This is a genomic window from Phocaeicola plebeius (assembly GCF_003437535.1).
In the GTDB taxonomy this organism is placed as follows: Bacteria; Bacteroidota; Bacteroidia; order Bacteroidales; family Bacteroidaceae; genus Phocaeicola; species Phocaeicola plebeius_A.
This window is the reverse complement of sequence record NZ_QSQT01000050.1, coordinates 1-18,678: the sequence shown is the minus strand read 5'-3', so window position 1 is coordinate 18,678 and position 18,678 is coordinate 1. Positions and strand designations below refer to the sequence as shown.

The window sequence follows — 18,678 nt, the reverse complement described above, 5'->3', positions numbered from 1 at the left end:
TGACTAAAATTTATGCCTAAACAATAAATCCCTCAGGTTTTTACGTTGACCCGTTTTTACGTTGACCCGGAAAAATGTTGTAGATTTGTTGTAGGAATCAAAAAAAAGGAGTTAAGATGTTTATCTTAACTCCTTGATTTTCAGCAGTCGGGGTGACTGGATTCGAACCAGCGACCACACGCCCCCCAGACGCGTACTCTAACCGGGCTGAGCTACACCCCGAATTGCGGATGCAAAGGTACTGCTTTATTCGGAATAACCAAATATTTTCCGCAATAATTTCTTAGTATTTTTAGATTACGTTTAAACGCTGTTTGAACACGACAAAACTTATCCCATGGTTTCGCGGTAGAAATCAAGCAGTTCGTAGATTTCCTCTTGTGAGGCGGTCTGGTTGATACGAATGTCACCGATTCCTCCTAAAAGAGTGAAATTGATGACGCCACATGAGGCATTCTTTTTGTCATGCTTCATGAAGTCGTACAGACATTCATAGTCATCGCAGGTGAAATAAAGGCTGCCATAGTTTTCCTTGATGAACTGAATGGTGGTGCGCAACGCTTCTTTCGGGAAACCGCAGCGGATGTGTGACAGATAAAGTTCGCAGACCATACCCCAGGCTACAGCATATCCATGAAGCACCGGATGGTTAGTCTTTAGGGCGAAACTTTCAAAGGCATGTCCGATGGTATGTCCGAAATTCAACGCTTTCCGGATGCTTTGCTCATAGGGGTCTTTTTCTACGATGTCTTCCTTGACTTGCACGGACTGGCCGATAAGTTTCTGCAGCAATGCGTAGTCTATGTGAGCAAAGTCAAATGTCAGCAGTTCGCTCCAGTGTGACGGCTGACTGATTAGACCGTGCTTCAGCATTTCTCCGTAACCGGACAGCAGGTTGGGCATATCGAGGGTTTTCAGAAACTGGCTGTCAATCATTACCTGATCGGCAGGATAGAAGGAGCCGATTTCATTCTTGAGTCCGTTGAAGTTGATACCGGTTTTTCCACCCACGGCGGCATCAATCATGGAAAGCAGGGTGGTGGGGATGTTGATACAAGCGATACCTCGTTTGAAGGTGGCTGCGGCAAATCCTCCCAAGTCGGTCACCATGCCTCCTCCTAAGTTTATGAGCAGCGAGTGGCGGGTGGCTCCCCGGTTGCTGAGCTGGTTCCATACATAGGCCAGTGTCTCCAAGTTTTTATGCACATCTTCCGGACCAATGACAATTTGTTCTGCATCCTTCAGCAAGGCGATGTCTTGCAGCAGAGGGAGGCAAAGACGAAAAGTATGTTCGTCGGTCAGGATAAAAATCTTGTCGTATGAATGTGCAGATAACTTCTGGCTGAGTTCCGTATTGAAATTTTGGCAAATAATGACTTCTTGTTTACTCATAAGTGTATTTGTTTTGGTCGCAAATTTAGAAAAAAAGTTAGAAGAAGTCGGATGTTGGCTTACAATTAAGTATTTTTGTGCGAATAAAAAATAATCAAGTTATGAAAGGAATTTTTCCGGCTTCGTGCCGTTTGTTGGGGTATGTGTTACTGTTATTGTCAGTATTTGTTCCGTTATTGATGTATATGTTCGGACAAGTGAATGACGGTAATCTGCTGTATGTGAAACTGGGAATGAAACTGGTCATCTGGATTTCATTGTTCATGGTTTTTCTGGCTAAAATGAAGGATGAAAATGAGGAAGCTTTTGCCATTCGGCGGAAAGCAATGGTGATTTCACTCTATTTGTGGGGAATTTATTATGTAGGAGTGTTGCTGAATGCAGCTTATGGAGGAAATTTGCAGGAAGCAGACAATTCAGTAGGTATTGTGTACATGGTTATTTGTGTGTTCTGTAAAGAGTTTTTGATGCAGAAAGCAAAGATTGAAAAAAACTTCAGACAAAAATAAGTTAAAAAATAAAGAGTAGGGGTAAACCTTTTTTGTTGATAATTGTCAAAGGTACAATTAATCAACAAGGAAGAGATAAAGGCAATGAAAAAAGTTTTATTGGGATTGCTGCTGATGGTGGGGGTAACCATTTCTGCTTTTGCACAAAGCAGCGGCAGCCGTGGAACCGTGACGGGAACGGTTCTTGATGAAGGGGATAAATCGCCTGTCATTCAGGCTACAGTACAGCTCCTTTCCGTAAAGGATAGTTCAATGGTAGTGGGAAATGTGACAAATCTGGATGGACATTTCTCACTATCTGTGCGTCCGGGAAAGTATCTGCTGAAGGTTTCATATATTGGATATACTCCTTTTTTCAAGCAGGTTGCGTTGACGCGTAACAATCCGCGTTTGAATGTGGGCAAGGTGGAGCTGGCTTCGGATGCCATTATGCTGGCAGAAGCTGTAGTGGTGGCTGAGGCTCCGGAGGTGACGGCAGTGGCCGATACGTTGGTGTACAACAGTTCTGCCTATCGTGTGCCTGAAGGTTCGGCTTTGGAGGAACTGGTGAAGAAGCTTCCGGGGGCTGAAGTGGATGAAGACGGAAAAATCACGATAAACGGGAAGGAAATCAAGAAAATCATGATTGATGGAAAGGAATTTTTTGCCGATGACCCGAATATTGCCATGAAAAATCTTCCGGTAAATATTATTGATAAGGTGCGTGCGTATGATAAACAATCGGACTTGGCCCGTGTGACAGGTATTGATGACGGCGAAGAAGAAACCGTGCTCGACCTGAGTGTGAAGCCTGGTATGAATAAGGGATGGTTTGGTAATGCGGACGTAGCAGCCGGAACGGAAGACCGTTACAGTGGAAAAGTAATGTTGAACCGATTCATTGGAGAGAATCAGTTTACGGTGATTGGTTCAATGAATAATGTGAATGATAACGGCTATCCGGGAGGAGGCGGTGGCTTTCGTTGGGGAGGACAGAACGGTCTGACCAGCATCAAGATGGGTGGTTTCAACTTTAGTACACAGAGTGAGAAACTGGAAACAGGAGGTAGTGTGAATTATAACTACAAGGATGCGGACATTATCAGCAAGCAGGCTTCGGAAACATTCGTTTCTTCGGCTACCAGCTCTTTCAAGAATGCCCAGAATGCTAATCGCAATAAGACTACTTCGCTTACGGCAGATTTTCGTATTGAGTGGAAACCGGATACTATGACAACGGTGATTTTTCGTCCGCGTTTAACATACGGAAAGAATGATAACAGGAGTGCGACAAATTCTTTTACATTCAGCCAGGAACCGGAATATACAACCGACGAAATTTTGAGTGCAGCCGACAATCTTTCATCTTTGATTCCAGAAGAAAATATTGTCAATACAATTGCGCGTAACAGTCTGCAGAAAGGAGATAACTTTAATGTGGGAGGTTCGGCCATGGTTAACCGTCGTTTGGGAAAACCGGGACGTAATATTACTTTCCGTGGCTCCTATAATTACACGAACAGTTCGAGTGAACAGTTCTCGGTGTCTGAAACGGACTATTACCAGAAAACAGAGGAGGAACGGCTGGAAATTTTGAACCGCTATATTTCTACGCCTACTTTGAACTATAATTATGGTGCACGCTTTACTTATAGCGAACCGATATTTAAGGGTGGCTTCTTGCAGTTCAGTTATTATTTCCAGTACAAGCGTTCAAAGAGTGACAATTCCACCTACACAATGCCGAATGACTGGGAGATAGCGCAAGGTTATGGAGGAGATAATGTGGGAGTGCTGGATGAAAAGAACAGCAAGAGTGCACAGTACACATATTACAATCATCAGGCAGATGTTTCTTTGCGTTGGATTCGGGAAAAAATGAGTTTGAATGCAGGTGTTTCTTTCCAGCCGCAGAAATCGAAATTGTCTTATAAGAAAGACCAGTTGGATACGGTGGCCGTACGAAACGTATTCAACTTTACTCCGACATTTGATTTCCGTTATAAATTCTCGAAAACAAGCCAGTTGAGAATCAACTACCGCGGAAGAAGCTCTCAGCCAAGCATGACGGATTTGCTGCCTATTGAGGATACGACCGACCCGTTGAACATTCGTCGGGGAAATCCGGGGTTGAAACCGGCATTTACCAACTCGTTCATGGCTTTTTACAATACATTTGATACAGAGAAACAGCGGGGTATCATGACGCACTTCCGTTTTGAAAATGTATTGAACAGCATTAGTAATCGTAGTACATACGACCCGCAAACCGGTGGAACGGTAACCATGCCGGAGAATATCAATGGCAACTGGAACTTGTTTGGTATCTTGGGTTCTAATACGGCTTTGCGTAATAAGAAGTATACCATCAATACCTTTACGATGGCCCGTTATAATAACATTGTGAGTTATATGAGCGATGCACAGGCTGAGAATGTGTCAGATAAGAACAAAACCCGTCAGTTGTCTTTGAGTGAACGCTTGAGAGGTACGTATCGTAATGACTGGTGGGAATTCTCTCTGAACGGTTCATTGGCTTATACGCATTCGCGAAATAGCTTCAAGGAAGAGAATAATATGGATACCTACCAGTTCTCGTACGGAGCAAGTACCAATGTACGTTTGCCCTGGAATATGTCAATTGCGACAGACATCTCTCAGAACTCACGTCGTGGATATGCGGATGCAAGCATGAACCGTGATGAGTTAATCTGGAATGCCCAGCTTTCGCAAGACTTCCTGAAAGGAAATGCAGCTACGGTCAGCATTCAGTTCTATGATATTCTGCGTAATCAGAGCAATATCAGCCGTGTAATCAGTGCGGCTATGCGAAGTGATACGGAATACAATGCGATTTACAGCTATTGCATGGTACACTTTATTTACCGTCTGAATCTGTTTGGTGGAAAAGGTGCCGGCCCGAGAATGGGTGGTCCGGGAAGAGGACCTGGATTTGGTCCTGGCCCGGGACATGGACCTCGCAGATTCTAAGGTTGAACATATATACCGCAAAAGTCAATTTCACTTTTGCGGTATTTTTTTTGCCTTTTTCCAAATTACTCGTAATTTTGTTGAAAACCAAGTCGTGAGATGGACATAGCAGTCTGGAATAGTATCTTTTTGGCCGTAATCTATTTCCTTTATTTTGCGGTAATACTGACAACTATCTTTGTCGTGATTCTTGACAATCGTAGTCCGGTAAAGACTATGGCATGGATTCTGGTTCTCTTTTTTCTTCCTGTAGCCGGATGGATTCTGTACTTGTTTTTCGGGCGTAGTACGCGTAAGGAACATCTTATCAGTCGGAAAGGGTATGCTCGCTTGAGCAAGCGCCCTATGGCGGCCTATCAGGAACAGCCGTCCGTAATGGCAGAATATGGCAAGCAGCGTTTGATGGATTTTTTTTCACGGGTAAATAATGCACTGCCTTTCTCCGGAAATAGAGTTACAGTTTATACGGATGCTGTTTCCATGTTATCGGAATTATTGAAAGATATTTACAGAGCTCGTCATCACATCCATCTGGAGTTTTATATTTTTGAGGATGATGCGGTAGGTCGGTTGGTTAGAGATGCTTTGATTGACCGGGCTCGTGACGGAGTGAAGATACGGGTGCTGTATGACGATGTGGGTTGTTGGAAAGTGCCTCATGATTTTTATGAACAAATGCTTTGTGAAGGCATAGAAGTCCTTTCGTTCCTGAAAGTCCGTTTCCCTAGATTTACCAGTAAAGTGAATTATCGCAACCATCGGAAGATTGTGGTGATAGATGGTTGTGTGGGGTTCATAGGTGGGATGAATCTGGCAGAACGTTATGTGAAGGGATTGGGAAAAGGAAATTGGAGAGATACACACGTCAGACTGGGAGGAAAGGTGGTGTACGGGTTGCAGACGGCTTTTCTTACTGACTGGTATGCCATTGATCGCACCTTGCTCACTTCAGCAGAATATTTCCCTCCGATTTCGGTGAAGGGAGGTGTGCTGGGGCAAATTGTGACTTCCGATCCGGTAGGTGAGTGGAGGGATATTATGCAAGGACTGATGATGGCTATCTGTTCTACCCGGAGGTATTTTTATGTGCAGACTCCTTATTTCTTGCCGAACGAGGAAGTGATGACCGCTTTGCAGACAGCAGCATTGGCTGGGGTTGATGTGCGGCTTATGCTTCCTAAAAGAGGGGATACCTGGCTTATTCATAAAGGTTCGCTATCTTATCTCTCGGAGATGATGAAGGCAGGGGTGAAAATTTACCTCTACAAAAAGGGATTTCTGCATTCTAAGTTGATGGTGTGTGATGACGAATTGTCAACGGTGGGGTCTACGAATATGGACTTTCGAAGTTTTGAGCATAACTTCGAGGCCAATGCCTTTTTTTATGACAGGGAAACGGCTATGACTTTAAAAGAAATATTCCTGGCCGATCAGAAGGATTGTTTTCTGTTGTCAGCCAGGATTTGGGAAAAACGTTCTTGGAAAAATAAGATTACTGAATCGGTTGTGCGTCTTCTTGCTCCTTTACTCTGAAAAAGGAAAAGTTGACACTTCCGTAGTGACGGTGCTCGAAAAAGCAGGGATGACTCTCAAAGTTGAGATCTTTTCCATGTTCCAGAACGAAAATACCTTCCGGCTTGAGCAGGTTGTACTGAAATATCAGGTCGGGTATGCTTGCCAATTCTTTCAGGGCATACGGAGGGTCAGCAAAGATAAAATCGAACTGCAGGCCGCATTTCTCGATGTATTTGAATACATCGGCTCTTAAAGGGATGCACTTGTCCGTTTTGACCTCGCGCATGACTTTGCTGATGAAGGCATGGTGCTGCGGGTCTTTCTCTACAGAAATAACCTGATCGCATCCTCGTGACACAAGTTCTATACTGATACTGCCCGTTCCGGCAAACAAATCGAGTGCTGTTATTCCATCTTCAAAGTCAATGTAGTTGTTGAGCACATTGAACAGATTTTCTTTGGCAAAGTCAGTCGTAGGACGTGCCTTGAATGTGTGGGGAACGTCGAAACGTCTCCGTTTGTATATTCCGCTTATTACTCGCATGAGATTAAAGATAGCATGTCAAATGAAATTTCTTTGATGCGGCTCATTGCTGAGTCGTTGAATTCCATCTGAGGATTAATGATGAATAGTTTTCGTATGTATTTTTTTAGTCGCAATGGCAATTCTTCCCATTGTGGAACCCGATTGTTCCCGCAAATGTATAACTGGTCATCTTCTTGATTATAGCCAGCCTGCTGCCAGATGTTCAACAGATAATAGCATGAATCATTCAGGCCGGAAATGGGGTAAGTGTTCAGTAGCAGTAGTTTTTCTTTTTCGAAAGCTATCACTTCTACACTTTCGGGATGGAAGATGGCAAATAATTTACGGCAGTCACTCGGTTTGACCTTATGTGCGAGGTACTCGGTAATTGGACTTACGGATGCAAACAAACGGGCATTGGGGAAATGCTCTGTCAGAAACAGATGGGTGAGCTTGTCCAGCCCAAAAAGAATGACGAGGTTGCTCTTCCCTAAAATATTACAAAGTACGACTTCGTTATTTTGTGGGGGCAGGTTCTGATAGAACAGAAGGTCGGTCTGTTCGTCTTCATACAATTCCAACGAGAGTGTAGTGTAACGTGAAGTATGAATAAGGATATTAACCTGTTTGAAACGATGTTTCAGTTCTTCTGTTTCTGTCAAATAGGCTTTTACATTGGCAGCCATTGAGCGCTGCGTATTGACTGGCGAGGAACTGAAATATACTTCCTCCGATTGCTGAGGGTGATAGATAGAAAAAGAAAATCCATCCGTACTCAGACGGATGGATAATATATACTGTTCTGATTTATTAAAATCAATAGGTTGGGCCATAGGATTATTCCCAGTTTCCTGCATTGTTGTTCGGCTGTTCGATGTCACCAACTCTCAAACCGCAATATTTACCCAATTTTGACTGCATGTCTTTCAAGTTGATCAATTCCTGGCTGTTCAAGTCACCCAAGTATACATCGTATGCAACCTGTGCCTGGAACAAGTTCAGAGGAGCACCAGATTTTGTAGTATCCTGACGGATAGCCATTTCAAATTTAGCTCCGTTTCCGTAAGGAACGTATGCCAAAGAATCCGGATTAAATCCTTTTGCAAAGATAGTATCCATTACAGCCACCCACATTGTATCACGACGGAAGTTCTGTAAGCCTTCTTTTTCAACTTCGCTCCAGTTTCCAGTTTTCTTAGCCTTGTTAATCAAGTCCATAGCCTTCTTTTCTGTCATACCGTTGTTCAACTGATCATCTGTCAATGAACCCACTTTCATGATGAAAGGAAGTTTAGCAGTCTTTACGAAAGTAATCAAACTGTCGAAGTTTGCTGTATAAGCACCGTTATGAACGGTACGATATTCCTGCTGAGCCTTACGGATGTCAATCAGGCGAGCGATAATTGCTTTTTCTCTGGTTTTTTTCGCATTGTCAAAGTTGATAGGGCCCATAATACTGCCATAGCATATATATACCAAGCAGATAACGCAGGCGGCTAACACAAGATTAAGAACTGTTTTCATGATAATATTGTTTTTTTAGTTTATATTCGTAGCGCAAAAATAAGTAAATTAGTTGAACCACGTCAATCTTACGTAAACTTTTTATACTGGCATTATGTTAAATAATGATTTATCGCAACAAATTAAGCGAAATTTTCCTTATAAACCAACAGAAGAGCAGGAAAATGCGGTGAAAAGTTTTGCCGAATTCCTGTTTTCGCCTTCTGCTGACAGTGTGTTTCTGATGAAAGGTTATGCCGGCACGGGTAAGACTACATTGACATCTGCATTGGTTCGTACGCTTGATTCATTGCAACGGAAAGTGATTCTGTTGGCTCCTACAGGAAGGGCAGCCAAAGTCTTTTCCGGATATGCGGAACATCCGGCTTATACGATTCATAAGAAGATATATCGCCAGAAAGTCTTTTCGAATGAGACGGATAATTTTGTAGCTAATCAGAATTTGCACCGGAATACGCTGTTCATTGTGGATGAGGCTTCCATGATTGCGAATGAAGGACTTTCAGGTGGCCATTTTGGTAGCGGACGTTTATTGGATGATCTCGTGCAATATGTATATAATGGATTGGGTTGCCGGTTGATGTTGATTGGAGATACAGCACAGCTTCCGCCGATAGGGGAGGAAGAGAGCCCGGCGCTGTCTGTAGCGGCATTGCAGGGCTATGGACTGGAGGTGACAGAGTGTGTGCTTACAAAAGTAGTACGACAAACCGAAGGTTCCGGTATCTTGTCGAATGCTACTGCCTTGCGTGAAAGGATTGTAAACGAGGATTTCTTTGAATATCCTAAAATCTGTTGTAAGAACTATCCTGATATACGTATCCTTCCTGGAAGTGAACTGATTGAAGCCATAGACGAATGTTATGGTCATGTGGGGTTGGATGAAACGATTGTTATCTGTCGTTCCAACAAACGTGCTTCTCTATATAATAAAGGTATAAGAAATACGGTACTGTACAGGGAAGATGAACTGAACACGGGAGATATGCTGATGGTGGCCAAGAATAATTATTTCTGGGGAACAGACTGTAAGGAACTTGATTTTATTGCAAATGGAGATGTGGCGGTGGTACGTAGGATACGGCGTGTTCGGGAAATGTATGGTTTTCGCTTCGCAGATGTAGTGCTTGCTTTTCCTGATTATGAAGGGATTGAACTGGAAGTAAAGATTTTATTGGATACCCTTCATTCGGAACTTCCTTCATTGTCGAAAGAAGAAAATGACCGTTTGTTCTATGCTGTGTTAGAAGATTATGCTGACTTACCGACCAAGCGGGAACGAATGAAAAAAATGAAAGAAGACCCTTATTACAATGCGTTGCAGGTAAAATATGCGTATGCTGTTACATGTCATAAAGCGCAAGGTGGTCAGTGGAAAAGAGTTTTTCTTGATCAAGGCTACATGACGGAAGATATGCTTTCGCCCGATTATTTCCGCTGGTTGTATACCGCATTTACCCGTGCTACAGAATTATTGTATTTGGTAAACTGGCCAGAAGAACAGACGGAAAAATAATTTATAAAGCATACACCGTTCATTTTATATGAATATAAAAGAAAGGCTGTCCCTCTAGTTGTAGAAGAACAGCCTTTCGACATGTGATTTTAAGTAGTAGGTTATTTGATGACGTTTAATTCTTTTCCTACTTTGATGAAGGCCTGGATTGCTTTGTCCAGATGGCATTGTTCATGACCGGCAGAAAGCTGTACGCGGATACGCGCCTGGCCTTTCGGCACTACTGGATAGTAGAATCCGGTTACATAAATGCCTTCTTCCTGCATGCGGGCTGCAAAATCCTGTGACAGTTTGGCATCATACAACATGACAGCGCAGATAGCACTCTGTGTAGGTTTGATGTCAAATCCGGCAGCAATCATCTTGTCACGGAAATAGTTGACATTGCTCATCAGTTTGTCATGCAAAGCATTGCTTTCTTTGAGCATGCGGAACATTTCCAAGCTTGCTCCTACGATAGCTGGTGCTACAGAGTTAGAGAACAAGTAAGGACGAGAGCGCTGACGCAACATGTCAATAATTTCTTTTTTACCAGTGGTAAATCCACCCATAGCTCCGCCAAAGGCTTTTCCTAATGTACCTGTAAAGATGTCAATCTTGTCGTATACACCGAATTGTTCAGCTACTCCATGTCCTGTAGGGCCTACCACTCCTGCAGAGTGTGATTCGTCTACCATTACGAGGGCATTGTATTTTTCTGCCAGTTCACAGATTTTGTCCATTGGAGCCACATTTCCATCCATAGAGAATACGCCGTCAGTGGCAATAATACGGTGGCGCTGTGCCTGTGCTTCTTGAAGACAGCGTTCCAAATCTGCCATATCAGCATTAGCATAGCGGTAACGTTTAGCTTTACATAAACGTACACCATCAATGATGGATGCGTGGTTCAAGGCATCTGAAATAATGGCATCTTCTTCTGTGAAAAGAGGTTCGAACAAACCACCGTTTGCGTCAAAACATGCAGCATACAGGATGGTATCTTCTGTATGGAAATAGTCAGAGATGGCAGCTTCCAGTTGTTTGTGAAGGTCTTGTGTTCCACAAATAAAGCGCACGGATGACATACCGTAACCATGGGTATCCATGGCTTTCTTGGCCGCTTCAATCAGGCGTGTGTTGTCCGACAAGCCTAAATAGTTGTTGGCACAGAAATTCAAAACTTCCTCTCCTGCGTTGACCTTGATGTCTGCACGCTGTGGAGTGGTTATTACACGTTCTTTCTTATATAAGCCGGCTGCTTCTATGTCGGCAAGTTCCTTTTTCAGGAAATCTCTAAAGTTTGTATACATATATTGATATTAAGGTTTTGCTTATGCAAAGATGCAATTTTTTTATTTAGGAAAAAAGAACACGCTTATTTTTATTTCATTTATAAGAACTTTTGTATATTTGCTCCGCAATTTAAAAATCTAGCTTGTAAATGAAAAACATTTTAATAATTGGGGCAACTGGACAGATAGGTTCAGAACTCACAATGCTTTTGAGAAAGAATTATTCTGGTAATGTAGTGGCTGGTTATATTCCTGGTGCTGAGCCTAAAGGAGAATTGAAAGAATCAGGTCCTTCGGCTATTGTGGATATTACGAACCCGCAACAAATTGCCGATGCGGTAAGTAAGTATCAAGTAGATACAATCTACAATTTGGCTGCATTGCTTTCTGCCGTTGCAGAAAACAAGCCTCAGCTTGCCTGGAAAATCGGACTTGGAGGATTGTTCAATACGCTTGAAGTCGCTCGTGAAAAGCAGTGTGCAGTATTTACTCCGAGCTCTATCGGCTCATTTGGTCCTGGTACTCCTAAAGACAAAACTCCTCAGGACACCGTGCAGCGTCCGAAGACCATGTATGGTGTGACAAAAGTTTCAGGTGAATTATTGAGTGACTATTATTTCACTCGTTTTGGAGTGGATACTCGTTCCGTACGTTTCCCGGGATTGATTTCGTATGTAACTCCTCCGGGTGGTGGTACTACAGACTATGCCGTAGATATTTATTACTCTGCAGCTAAAGGTGAAAAATTTGTCTGCCCGATTGCTGAGGGAACTTATATGGATATGATGTATATGCCGGATGCTTTGCGTGCAGCGGTAGAAATTATGGAAGCAGATCCGTCTAAGTTGGTTCATCGTAATTCATTCAACATTGCTTCAATGAGTTTTGAACCGAATACAATCTACCAGAATATCCGTAAATATCTTCCGGAGTTTGAAATGCAATATCAGGTAGACCCATTGCGTCAGGCTATTGCAGAATCATGGCCAAACTCATTGGATGATACATGTGCCCGTGAAGAATGGGGCTGGAAACCGGAATATGATTTGGATGCCATGACTCAAGACATGCTTGCGAAACTGAAAGAGCGTTTTGGCCGTTAATTGCCAACAGATTTGATGCTACATAATTAAAATCCCCTCACTCCCTGTATGATTACAGAGAAGAGTGAGGGGATTTCTTGTATAGGAATTTCTTTTGTTAGAAGATACTTTGGAAAAATGTCTTGATGGCTTCTGGCTTTATGTGGTGAAGTGTATGCTCTTTTATTTTTGTGGAATCCATCAGGCAATGCAGCCCTTTGTAGCCGTCCGCTGATTCTTGCAATACTTTTTCTGTATAGATGTTTTCTGCTTTCTTGTTTTTCTGACTTTCCGGTTGATTTTTAAACTGGCCGATATAGATGTTTTCTTCAAAAGCATTTCGGGTAGAAGATGTAAAATCAAAATGGCTGGGCTCTGCTGCGTAATAGATATTTTGACGGAAATAAGTACTGTCTGCATATCCATCCCAAGAGTCGGAAGTGATCATCGTACGGTCTACTGCATCAGACGGTTTAGGGTTGGCGTGGATAATATTACGTTCGACTAATGTTTGTTTTACGGGACCAGCTATGTGGATACTGGGAGAAAACATACCTTGACGTGTTTCTTTCGGGCGTATACCGTCTCCTATACTGATATTGTATCGAACAATGCTTCCGATGTTTCCGCAGCTATAATCTCCGGCATTTCCACTGTTGCATATAAGTACCATTCCTCCGTAATTGTCGTGACTGTAATTGTATTGTATAAGGGTGTTCTGGCAATTGTAGTCGGAATCGAATCCTTGTGCATCCCAGGGCGCTTTATGTCCCCATACTTCATTATATTGTATGATGGTATTGTCACAGCTCCAAGGCCAGATGCCTGCTGCTGCCTCTGTCATCGGAAGAATGTCGGGTGAATCGCACATGAGATTATATTCAATCAGTGTACTGTCACAACCTATGGGGACAATGCCGTCGCCGGGAACTTTTTCAATTAAATTGTTCCGTACAATGGTATGTTTATTCGGATACCAGTTTTTACGATCGTAATAACCACTCCAAATCATGGCATTGCGTTCACATCTTAAAATGTGACAATTTTCTATGGTCAGACTGTCAAAGCGTGAGCGAATACTGTCTCCTCCGTTTACAATCAGAATACCACTTCCTCCTCCCTCTTCTTTGACAAGAGAACCATTGACATCACGTATGGTAAGGTTGTTTATTCTGATGTTATGAGAAATGCCATAATCTGTACATTCTACTTTTAATCCAGTACGTCCGGCCTTTCGTTCTTTACCTGTATTACTGATTTCAAGGTTTTGAATTGTGAAGTAATCGGAGTTGAAAATACGTACGGCATACATGGAGGTATCATTCCCTGCAATACATGGTTTTTGATTGCCCTCACCGTATGCATCGATAATGATGGGGTGAGTGTAGGTACCTTTGCCTGTGACTTCCAATATTCCGGGAAATGTTTCCCCTTTTTTGAATAGAATTTTATCACCGGGCTGTAGGGAGATTTGTTTCAAGGCTTCTATACTTTGCCAGGCAGAACGAGGTGAGGTTCCGTTGTTTTGGTCACTTCCTGAAGTCGCATCCAGGTAATAGACGTGTGATGAGTTGCATGCATAAAAAACAGATGAAAGTAAGCAGAATGCAAGCTGTGTCCATGTAGATGTTTTCATAATATATAAATTGTATTTCATTGTAAAGGTAGTGATATTGTTGAATATAAAAGCGATTTTCTATTTTTGTTGATGGTTTCATTCTATTTTTTGACAGAATTGTTTTATACAGAGTAGCCGTTTTGTCTTATTTTTGTATATGGTATCTTAAAACTTAATATCAATGAAAAAACTATGGATGGCGCTTGCCTTATGGGGAGCTTTAGCAGCGCAGCTGCATGCACAATGGAAGCCGGTTGAGGGACGGATTAGCACACAATGGTCTGAACAGGTAAATCCTGATAAAGTATTATCAGAATATCCACGGCCTATTATGGAAAGAACAGAATGGAAAAATCTGAATGGCCTTTGGGATTATGCAATTATAGAAAAAGGTAAACATTCCCCTTCTGTTTTTGATGGGAAAATTCTGGTACCTTTTGCTGTAGAATCTTCTTTATCAGGAGTTGCCAAAACGGTAGGTGCAGAGAAAGAGTTGGTCTATCGTCGTTCGTTTGACGTTCCTTCTTCTTGGAAAGGGAAAAAAGTACTTCTGCATTTCGGAGCAGTCGACTGGAAAACTGATGTATGGGTAAATGATGTAAAGGTAGGCAGCCATACCGGAGGATTTACTCCTTTCTCTTTTGATATAACGGAAGCTTTGCAAGGGAAAAACAATACTCTGCTGGTAAAGGTATGGGACCCGACAGATAAAGGATATCAGCCAAGAGGAAAGCAGGTGTCTCGTCCTGAAGGTATATGGTATACTCCGGTGACCGGAATATGGCAGACTGTCTGGCTGGAACCTGTCAGTGAATCATATATTCAGGATTTACGCATTACTCCCGATATTGATAATTCCTTGCTTTCTTTGAAGGCCTTGGTAAAAGATGCTACTTCAAAAGATTTGGTAGAGGTAAAAGTCTTTGATGGTCAGCAGCTGGTGGCGCAAGGAAAAAGTATTAATGGAGAGTGTGTACAGGTAGCAATGCCGGAGAATACAAAATTATGGTCTCCCGAATCTCCTTTCCTTTATACGTTGAAGGTTTCTTTAAAGCAGAACGGAAAACTGGTGGATGAAGTGTCCAGTTATGCAGCTATGCGAAAATATTCTTCCAAACGTGATGCCAACGGTATTGTACGTCTGGAGTTGAATAACAAGCCGTTGTTCCAGTTTGGTCCTCTGGATCAGGGCTGGTGGCCGGATGGATTATATACGGCTCCTACGGATGAAGCCTTATTGTATGATATACAGAAGACAAAAGATTTTGGATTTAATATGATTCGCAAACATATTAAAGTAGAGCCTGCACGCTGGTATACGTATTGTGACAAGTTAGGTATTATTGTATGGCAGGATATGCCCAGCGGCGACCGTAACCCAGAATGGCAGAACCGGAAATATTTTGAGGGCACTGAAATGAAGCGAAGCGCAGAGTCGGAAGCTTGTTACCGGAAGGAATGGAAGGAAATCATGGATGCATTGTACTCTTATCCTTGCATTGGCACATGGATTCCATTTAATGAAGCTTGGGGACAGTTTAAAACTCCGGAAATAGTGGAGTGGACCAAACAATATGACCCGACCCGTCTGGTCAATCCTGCCAGTGGAGGTAACCATTACACTTGTGGGGATATGCTGGATTTGCATAACTATCCTGCTCCGGAATTGTATCTGTATGATGCACAGAGAGCGACAGTATTGGGTGAATATGGAGGTATTGGCTGGGTAGTACAGGGACATATCTGGGAACCGGACCGCAACTGGGGATATATTCAGTTCAATTCTTCTAAGGAAGTGACAGATGAATATGTGAAATATGCAGAAAAACTTTATGATTTAATACCTCGTGGTTTTTCTGCAGCAGTATATACGCAGACAACGGACGTAGAAGTGGAAGTAAACGGTTTGATGACATACGACCGCAAAGTAATTAAACTGGATGAAAAGCGGGTTCGTGAGATTAACCGTAAACTATGTGAATCTTTAAACAAATAAGGTAAAAAAAAGGAGGAGTTGTATCTAAAAAATCCCCTTATCCCAGTTTTGAGTCAAGGGATAAGGGGAATTTCATATATAATAACCAGAGATTATCTTACTTGGATGACCAGATAGCGTGATACGCTCCAGAATTCGTTCGGATTATTGATTTTCAGAGTCAACTGACCTTTGTCATCTTTAACAAGTTCGTATGAACTCTGTGGATGGGTAGTCAGCAATTCTGCTCGTTTAGAGTACAGCTTGATTTCTTTTTCTTTACGAATATCAATCTGGGTAAAGTAATCTTTGTTGAAATCATTGTCTTTCAGTACGTCACCCTTCTTCAAAATCTTCTGGTCTTTCAACTCAGATTTAGTGCCGAATACATACCAGGCAGTGTTGAGGGCTTTATCCTGAGCTTCTACAGTTTTGGTTTTTGCTTCATTTTCTGCGCTCAGCTCGTCTACGTTCTTATTCAAGTCCATAACAGCTTCGTCCAACTCTGCAATACGGATATTCTTTGCAGCCAATTCTGCTTGCAGGGTTTCAATCTGCTGCTGTTTGGCAGCCAGTTCAGCAGTGAGGTTCTTTACAGCTTTTTTCAGCTGTGCAGACTGGTATTTGCTATTTTTCAGTTGCTCTTCCAATTTGGCAATCTGTTCGCGGTTTGATTTCAGCTTTTCACTGATAAAGCGGATATCTTCTTTTATCTTATCGGCAGCCGACTGGCTTTCTAATGTGCCTTCTTTCAAGTCTACACGGTTTTCAGCTTCGTTGATTTCGCGGAATCCTTCTTGAATTTCATTGAAGGCTCCCATGATTTCGTCCAGTTCTGTGTCGCGGTTAGAGAGTTCAAGCATCAGTGAATCGTTCTGAGCTTGTAAAGTGCTTTTGTTCTGGCCTGAATTATTACATGCTGTCAGCAGAGTGGCAGCACATAAAGCAGATAAAACAACCTTTCTCATAGTTTTTGAATTTAGAATTATAATTTAGTTTTCTTTGCCTCCTAATATAATAACAATTTCTCCTCTGGGTTCAGTTTCTGTGAAGTGTGCAATAACTTCCTGAAGGGTTCCTCTGACGCTTTCTTCATGTATCTTGGAAATTTCCCGACATACGGAAACCGGGCGGTCTGCTCCAAAAATTTCCGCAAACTGGGTTAGCGTTTTTAGCAGACGGTAAGGCGATTCGTAGAAAATCATGGTACGGGTTTCTTCTTTCAGGGCATTCAGTCGTGTCATGCGACCTTTTTTCTGAGGGAGGAAACCTTCAAAACAGAAACGCTCATCCGGAAGTCCTGATGAAACCAGTGCCGGTACAAAGGCCGTAGCTCCAGGCAGGCATTGTACTTCGATGCCGTTTCTTACACATTCTCTTACCACAAGGAAACCGGGGTCGGAAATTCCGGGAGTACCGGCATCTGAGATTAAGGCTACTGTCTGACCTCCTTTTATGCGGTTAACAATGCTTTCCACCGTCTGATGTTCATTGAACTTGTGGTGTGACTGCATTGCATTCTTGATTTCATAATGTTTCAAGAGGATACCCGATGTACGTGTATCTTCAGCTAATATCAAATCCGCTTCTTTCAATATGCGGATAGCTCGAAAAGTCATGTCTTCCATATTACCTACCGGAGTAGGTACGACATATAGTTTTCCCATACTTTGTACTTCATGTTATAAAAGCAAAGGTAAAAAGTTTTCGTATTTACGTGTTCGATTTGTCAAACATTTAACAGAAGTTTTCTCTTTACATGCTGTTTTCGTCCCTATTAATAAAAATACGTCGATTTTTCGTGGATTTCGATTCGTCGTTGTAATTTTGCAATTGTTTTATGTAATGAAATAAAATATGGTAGTATATTCAGAAGATCATCGGGAGGAGACCTGCCGCAGAGGAAGGATTGAAGTGATATGTGGTTCTATGTTTTCCGGTAAAACGGAAGAGTTGATACGGAGTTTGCGCAGGGCTACTTTTGCGCATCAGCGTGTAGAGATATTCAAGCCGTCTATCGATACCCGTTATTCAGAGGAAGAAGTAGTGTCACACGATAATAACAGTATCAAATCTACTCCGATTGACTCTTCCGCCAGTATCCTTTTATTTACTTCGGAGATAGATGTGGTAGGTATTGATGAGGCTCAGTTTTTTGATGATGGGTTACCCGGAGTGTGTAACGAACTGGCCAATCGCGGCGTGCGGGTTATTATCGCAGGGCTTGATATGGATTTTAAAGGAGTTCCGTTCGGGCCGATTCCTGCATTGTGTGCCATTGCAGACGAAGTAACTAAGGTGCATGCCATTTGTGTGAAGTGTGGCAACTTGGCCTATGTTTCGCATCGTACCGTGCTTAATGATAAGAGGGTGTTGCTGGGTGAAAAGGAAGAATATGAACCTTTGTGCCGTTGCTGTTATCAGAAAGCGTTAAAAGAAGATATGTCTAAGTAGTTGATAATTAGGCTGTGTTTAAATTTGTTGAAAAAATATTCCAATAATATTTGGTAGTTACTATAAAAACATCTACCTTTGCACTCGCAATCGGGAAATAACCGATGCAACAAAGGATTGATTCGCTAGCTCAGCAGGTAGAGCACAACACTTTTAATGTTGGGGTCCTGGGTTCGAGCCCCAGGCGGATCACTCAGAAAAAGGCGATTATCTTGAAAAAGGTAATCGCTTTTTTCATATTTGCACAAATGGTACCTGATGAGGTGACTGCGGGTCAACGTAAAAACCTGAGGGATTTATTGTTTAGGCATAAATTTTAGTCA

15 protein-coding genes and 2 tRNA genes are annotated in these 18,678 nt (G+C 42.4%); 8 read left to right on the top strand and 9 right to left on the bottom strand.

The window, feature by feature from the left end; all coding sequences use genetic code 11:
• Positions 1-147 precede the first annotated feature (147 nt).
• Together DXD04_RS16010 and aroB are read right to left on the bottom strand one after the other, a co-directional pair.
• A tRNA-Pro gene (locus DXD04_RS16010) sits at positions 148-222 on the bottom strand.
• A 108-nt stretch (positions 223-330) separates the two neighbouring features.
• The gene (gene aroB / locus DXD04_RS16005; RefSeq protein ID WP_022054254.1) at positions 331-1,392 is read right to left on the bottom strand and encodes a 3-dehydroquinate synthase; all 1,062 of its coding nucleotides are present in this window, start codon (positions 1,390-1,392) and stop codon (positions 331-333) included.
• Positions 1,393-1,493: 101 nt separating this feature from the next.
• Between aroB and DXD04_RS16000 the strand changes: the two genes are divergently transcribed.
• The 3 genes from DXD04_RS16000 (at position 1,494) to cls (ending at position 6,404) form a co-directional block, all read left to right on the top strand.
• A complete protein-coding gene (locus tag DXD04_RS16000; RefSeq protein ID WP_022054253.1) occupies positions 1,494-1,901 on the top strand; it encodes a hypothetical protein in 408 nt (135 codons plus the stop codon).
• An 84-nt stretch (positions 1,902-1,985) separates the two neighbouring features.
• Entirely contained in the window at positions 1,986-4,871 is a 2,886-nt protein-coding gene (locus DXD04_RS15995) for a TonB-dependent receptor (protein ID WP_117674135.1), read from the top strand.
• Positions 4,872-4,970: 99 nt separating this feature from the next.
• Positions 4,971-6,404 (top strand): cardiolipin synthase, encoded by a 1,434-nt coding sequence (cls, locus tag DXD04_RS15990; RefSeq protein ID WP_117674133.1) that lies wholly within the window; start codon positions 4,971-4,973, stop codon positions 6,402-6,404.
• On the opposite strand, the gene DXD04_RS15985 is transcribed toward cls, so the two are convergent.
• The 3 genes from DXD04_RS15985 to DXD04_RS15975 are packed head-to-tail and all read right to left on the bottom strand — an operon-like array spanning position 6,364 to position 8,436.
• The gene (locus DXD04_RS15985; protein WP_117674132.1) at positions 6,364-6,930 is read right to left on the bottom strand and encodes an RsmD family RNA methyltransferase; all 567 of its coding nucleotides are present in this window, start codon (positions 6,928-6,930) and stop codon (positions 6,364-6,366) included. The genes cls and DXD04_RS15985 overlap by 41 nt on opposite strands.
• The gene (locus tag DXD04_RS15980) at positions 6,921-7,745 is read right to left on the bottom strand and encodes a DUF3822 family protein (RefSeq protein WP_117674134.1); all 825 of its coding nucleotides are present in this window, start codon (positions 7,743-7,745) and stop codon (positions 6,921-6,923) included. The genes DXD04_RS15985 and DXD04_RS15980 overlap by 10 nt, the downstream gene beginning before the upstream one ends.
• 4 nt (positions 7,746-7,749) lie before the next feature.
• Positions 7,750-8,436 (bottom strand): hypothetical protein, encoded by a 687-nt coding sequence (locus DXD04_RS15975; RefSeq protein ID WP_007557780.1) that lies wholly within the window; start codon positions 8,434-8,436, stop codon positions 7,750-7,752.
• 94 nt (positions 8,437-8,530) lie between these two features.
• Between DXD04_RS15975 and DXD04_RS15970 the strand changes: the two genes are divergently transcribed.
• Positions 8,531-9,952: an ATP-dependent DNA helicase gene (locus tag DXD04_RS15970; RefSeq protein ID WP_117674131.1), complete on the top strand. Its 1,422-nt coding sequence runs from the start codon at positions 8,531-8,533 to the stop codon at positions 9,950-9,952.
• Positions 9,953-10,053: 101 nt separating this feature from the next.
• Here DXD04_RS15970 and kbl read toward each other — a convergent pair whose 3' ends face one another.
• Complete coding sequence (gene kbl, locus DXD04_RS15965) at positions 10,054-11,244, bottom strand: glycine C-acetyltransferase (protein WP_007557776.1); 1,191 nt, start codon at positions 11,242-11,244, stop codon at positions 10,054-10,056.
• 131 nt (positions 11,245-11,375) lie between these two features.
• Between kbl and DXD04_RS15960 the strand changes: the two genes are divergently transcribed.
• The gene (locus DXD04_RS15960; RefSeq protein ID WP_022054246.1) at positions 11,376-12,329 is read left to right on the top strand and encodes an NAD-dependent epimerase/dehydratase family protein; all 954 of its coding nucleotides are present in this window, start codon (positions 11,376-11,378) and stop codon (positions 12,327-12,329) included.
• Between the two features lie 97 nt (positions 12,330-12,426).
• Here the strand turns inward: DXD04_RS15960 and DXD04_RS15955 are convergent, their stop codons facing one another.
• On the bottom strand, positions 12,427-13,944 hold the full coding sequence (locus DXD04_RS15955; protein ID WP_259296070.1) for a right-handed parallel beta-helix repeat-containing protein: 1,518 nt from the start codon (positions 13,942-13,944) through the stop codon (positions 12,427-12,429).
• A gap of 163 nt (positions 13,945-14,107) precedes the next feature.
• Here DXD04_RS15955 and DXD04_RS15950 point away from each other — a divergent pair, with 163 nt between their 5' ends.
• Positions 14,108-15,922, top strand: coding sequence for a glycoside hydrolase family 2 protein (locus DXD04_RS15950; RefSeq protein WP_117674130.1), 1,815 nt, complete (start codon positions 14,108-14,110; stop codon positions 15,920-15,922).
• Positions 15,923-16,014: 92 nt separating this feature from the next.
• On the opposite strand, the gene DXD04_RS15945 is transcribed toward DXD04_RS15950, so the two are convergent.
• Together DXD04_RS15945 and rsmI are read right to left on the bottom strand one after the other, a co-directional pair.
• A complete protein-coding gene (locus DXD04_RS15945) occupies positions 16,015-16,869 on the bottom strand; it encodes a Cbp1 family collagen-binding glycoprotein adhesin (protein WP_117674129.1) in 855 nt (284 codons plus the stop codon).
• Positions 16,870-16,893: 24 nt separating this feature from the next.
• The gene (gene rsmI, locus DXD04_RS15940) at positions 16,894-17,568 is read right to left on the bottom strand and encodes a 16S rRNA (cytidine(1402)-2'-O)-methyltransferase (RefSeq protein ID WP_022054242.1); all 675 of its coding nucleotides are present in this window, start codon (positions 17,566-17,568) and stop codon (positions 16,894-16,896) included.
• Positions 17,569-17,758: 190 nt separating this feature from the next.
• On the opposite strand from rsmI, the gene DXD04_RS15935 reads away from it, so the two are divergent.
• A complete protein-coding gene (locus DXD04_RS15935) occupies positions 17,759-18,355 on the top strand; it encodes a thymidine kinase (RefSeq protein WP_117674128.1) in 597 nt (198 codons plus the stop codon).
• Positions 18,356-18,474: 119 nt separating this feature from the next.
• A tRNA-Lys gene (locus DXD04_RS15930) sits at positions 18,475-18,547 on the top strand.
• Positions 18,548-18,678: the final 131 nt, after the last annotated feature.

Bases quoted from the DNA above. Each gene is read 5' to 3' on its own strand.
- DXD04_RS15995 (WP_117674135.1), top strand. From the start codon at position 1,986: ATGAAAAAAGTTTTATTGGGATTGCTGCTGATGGTGGGGGTAACCATT.
- DXD04_RS15970 (WP_117674131.1), top strand. From the start codon at position 8,531: ATGTTAAATAATGATTTATCGCAACAAATTAAGCGAAATTTTCCTTAT.
- DXD04_RS15975 (WP_007557780.1), bottom strand. From the start codon at position 8,436: ATGAAAACAGTTCTTAATCTTGTGTTAGCCGCCTGCGTTATCTGCTTG.
- DXD04_RS15950 (WP_117674130.1), top strand. From the start codon at position 14,108: ATGAAAAAACTATGGATGGCGCTTGCCTTATGGGGAGCTTTAGCAGCG.
- DXD04_RS16000 (WP_022054253.1), top strand. From the start codon at position 1,494: ATGAAAGGAATTTTTCCGGCTTCGTGCCGTTTGTTGGGGTATGTGTTA.
- rsmI (WP_022054242.1), bottom strand. From the start codon at position 17,568: ATGGGAAAACTATATGTCGTACCTACTCCGGTAGGTAATATGGAAGAC.
- kbl (WP_007557776.1), bottom strand. From the start codon at position 11,244: ATGTATACAAACTTTAGAGATTTCCTGAAAAAGGAACTTGCCGACATA.
- DXD04_RS15935 (WP_117674128.1), top strand. From the start codon at position 17,759: ATGGTAGTATATTCAGAAGATCATCGGGAGGAGACCTGCCGCAGAGGA.
- DXD04_RS15985 (WP_117674132.1), bottom strand. From the start codon at position 6,930: ATGCGAGTAATAAGCGGAATATACAAACGGAGACGTTTCGACGTTCCC.
- DXD04_RS15980 (WP_117674134.1), bottom strand. From the start codon at position 7,745: ATGGCCCAACCTATTGATTTTAATAAATCAGAACAGTATATATTATCC.
- aroB (WP_022054254.1), bottom strand. From the start codon at position 1,392: ATGAGTAAACAAGAAGTCATTATTTGCCAAAATTTCAATACGGAACTC.
- DXD04_RS15945 (WP_117674129.1), bottom strand. From the start codon at position 16,869: ATGAGAAAGGTTGTTTTATCTGCTTTATGTGCTGCCACTCTGCTGACA.
- cls (WP_117674133.1), top strand. From the start codon at position 4,971: ATGGACATAGCAGTCTGGAATAGTATCTTTTTGGCCGTAATCTATTTC.
- DXD04_RS15960 (WP_022054246.1), top strand. From the start codon at position 11,376: ATGAAAAACATTTTAATAATTGGGGCAACTGGACAGATAGGTTCAGAA.
- DXD04_RS15955 (WP_259296070.1), bottom strand. From the start codon at position 13,944: ATGAAAACATCTACATGGACACAGCTTGCATTCTGCTTACTTTCATCT.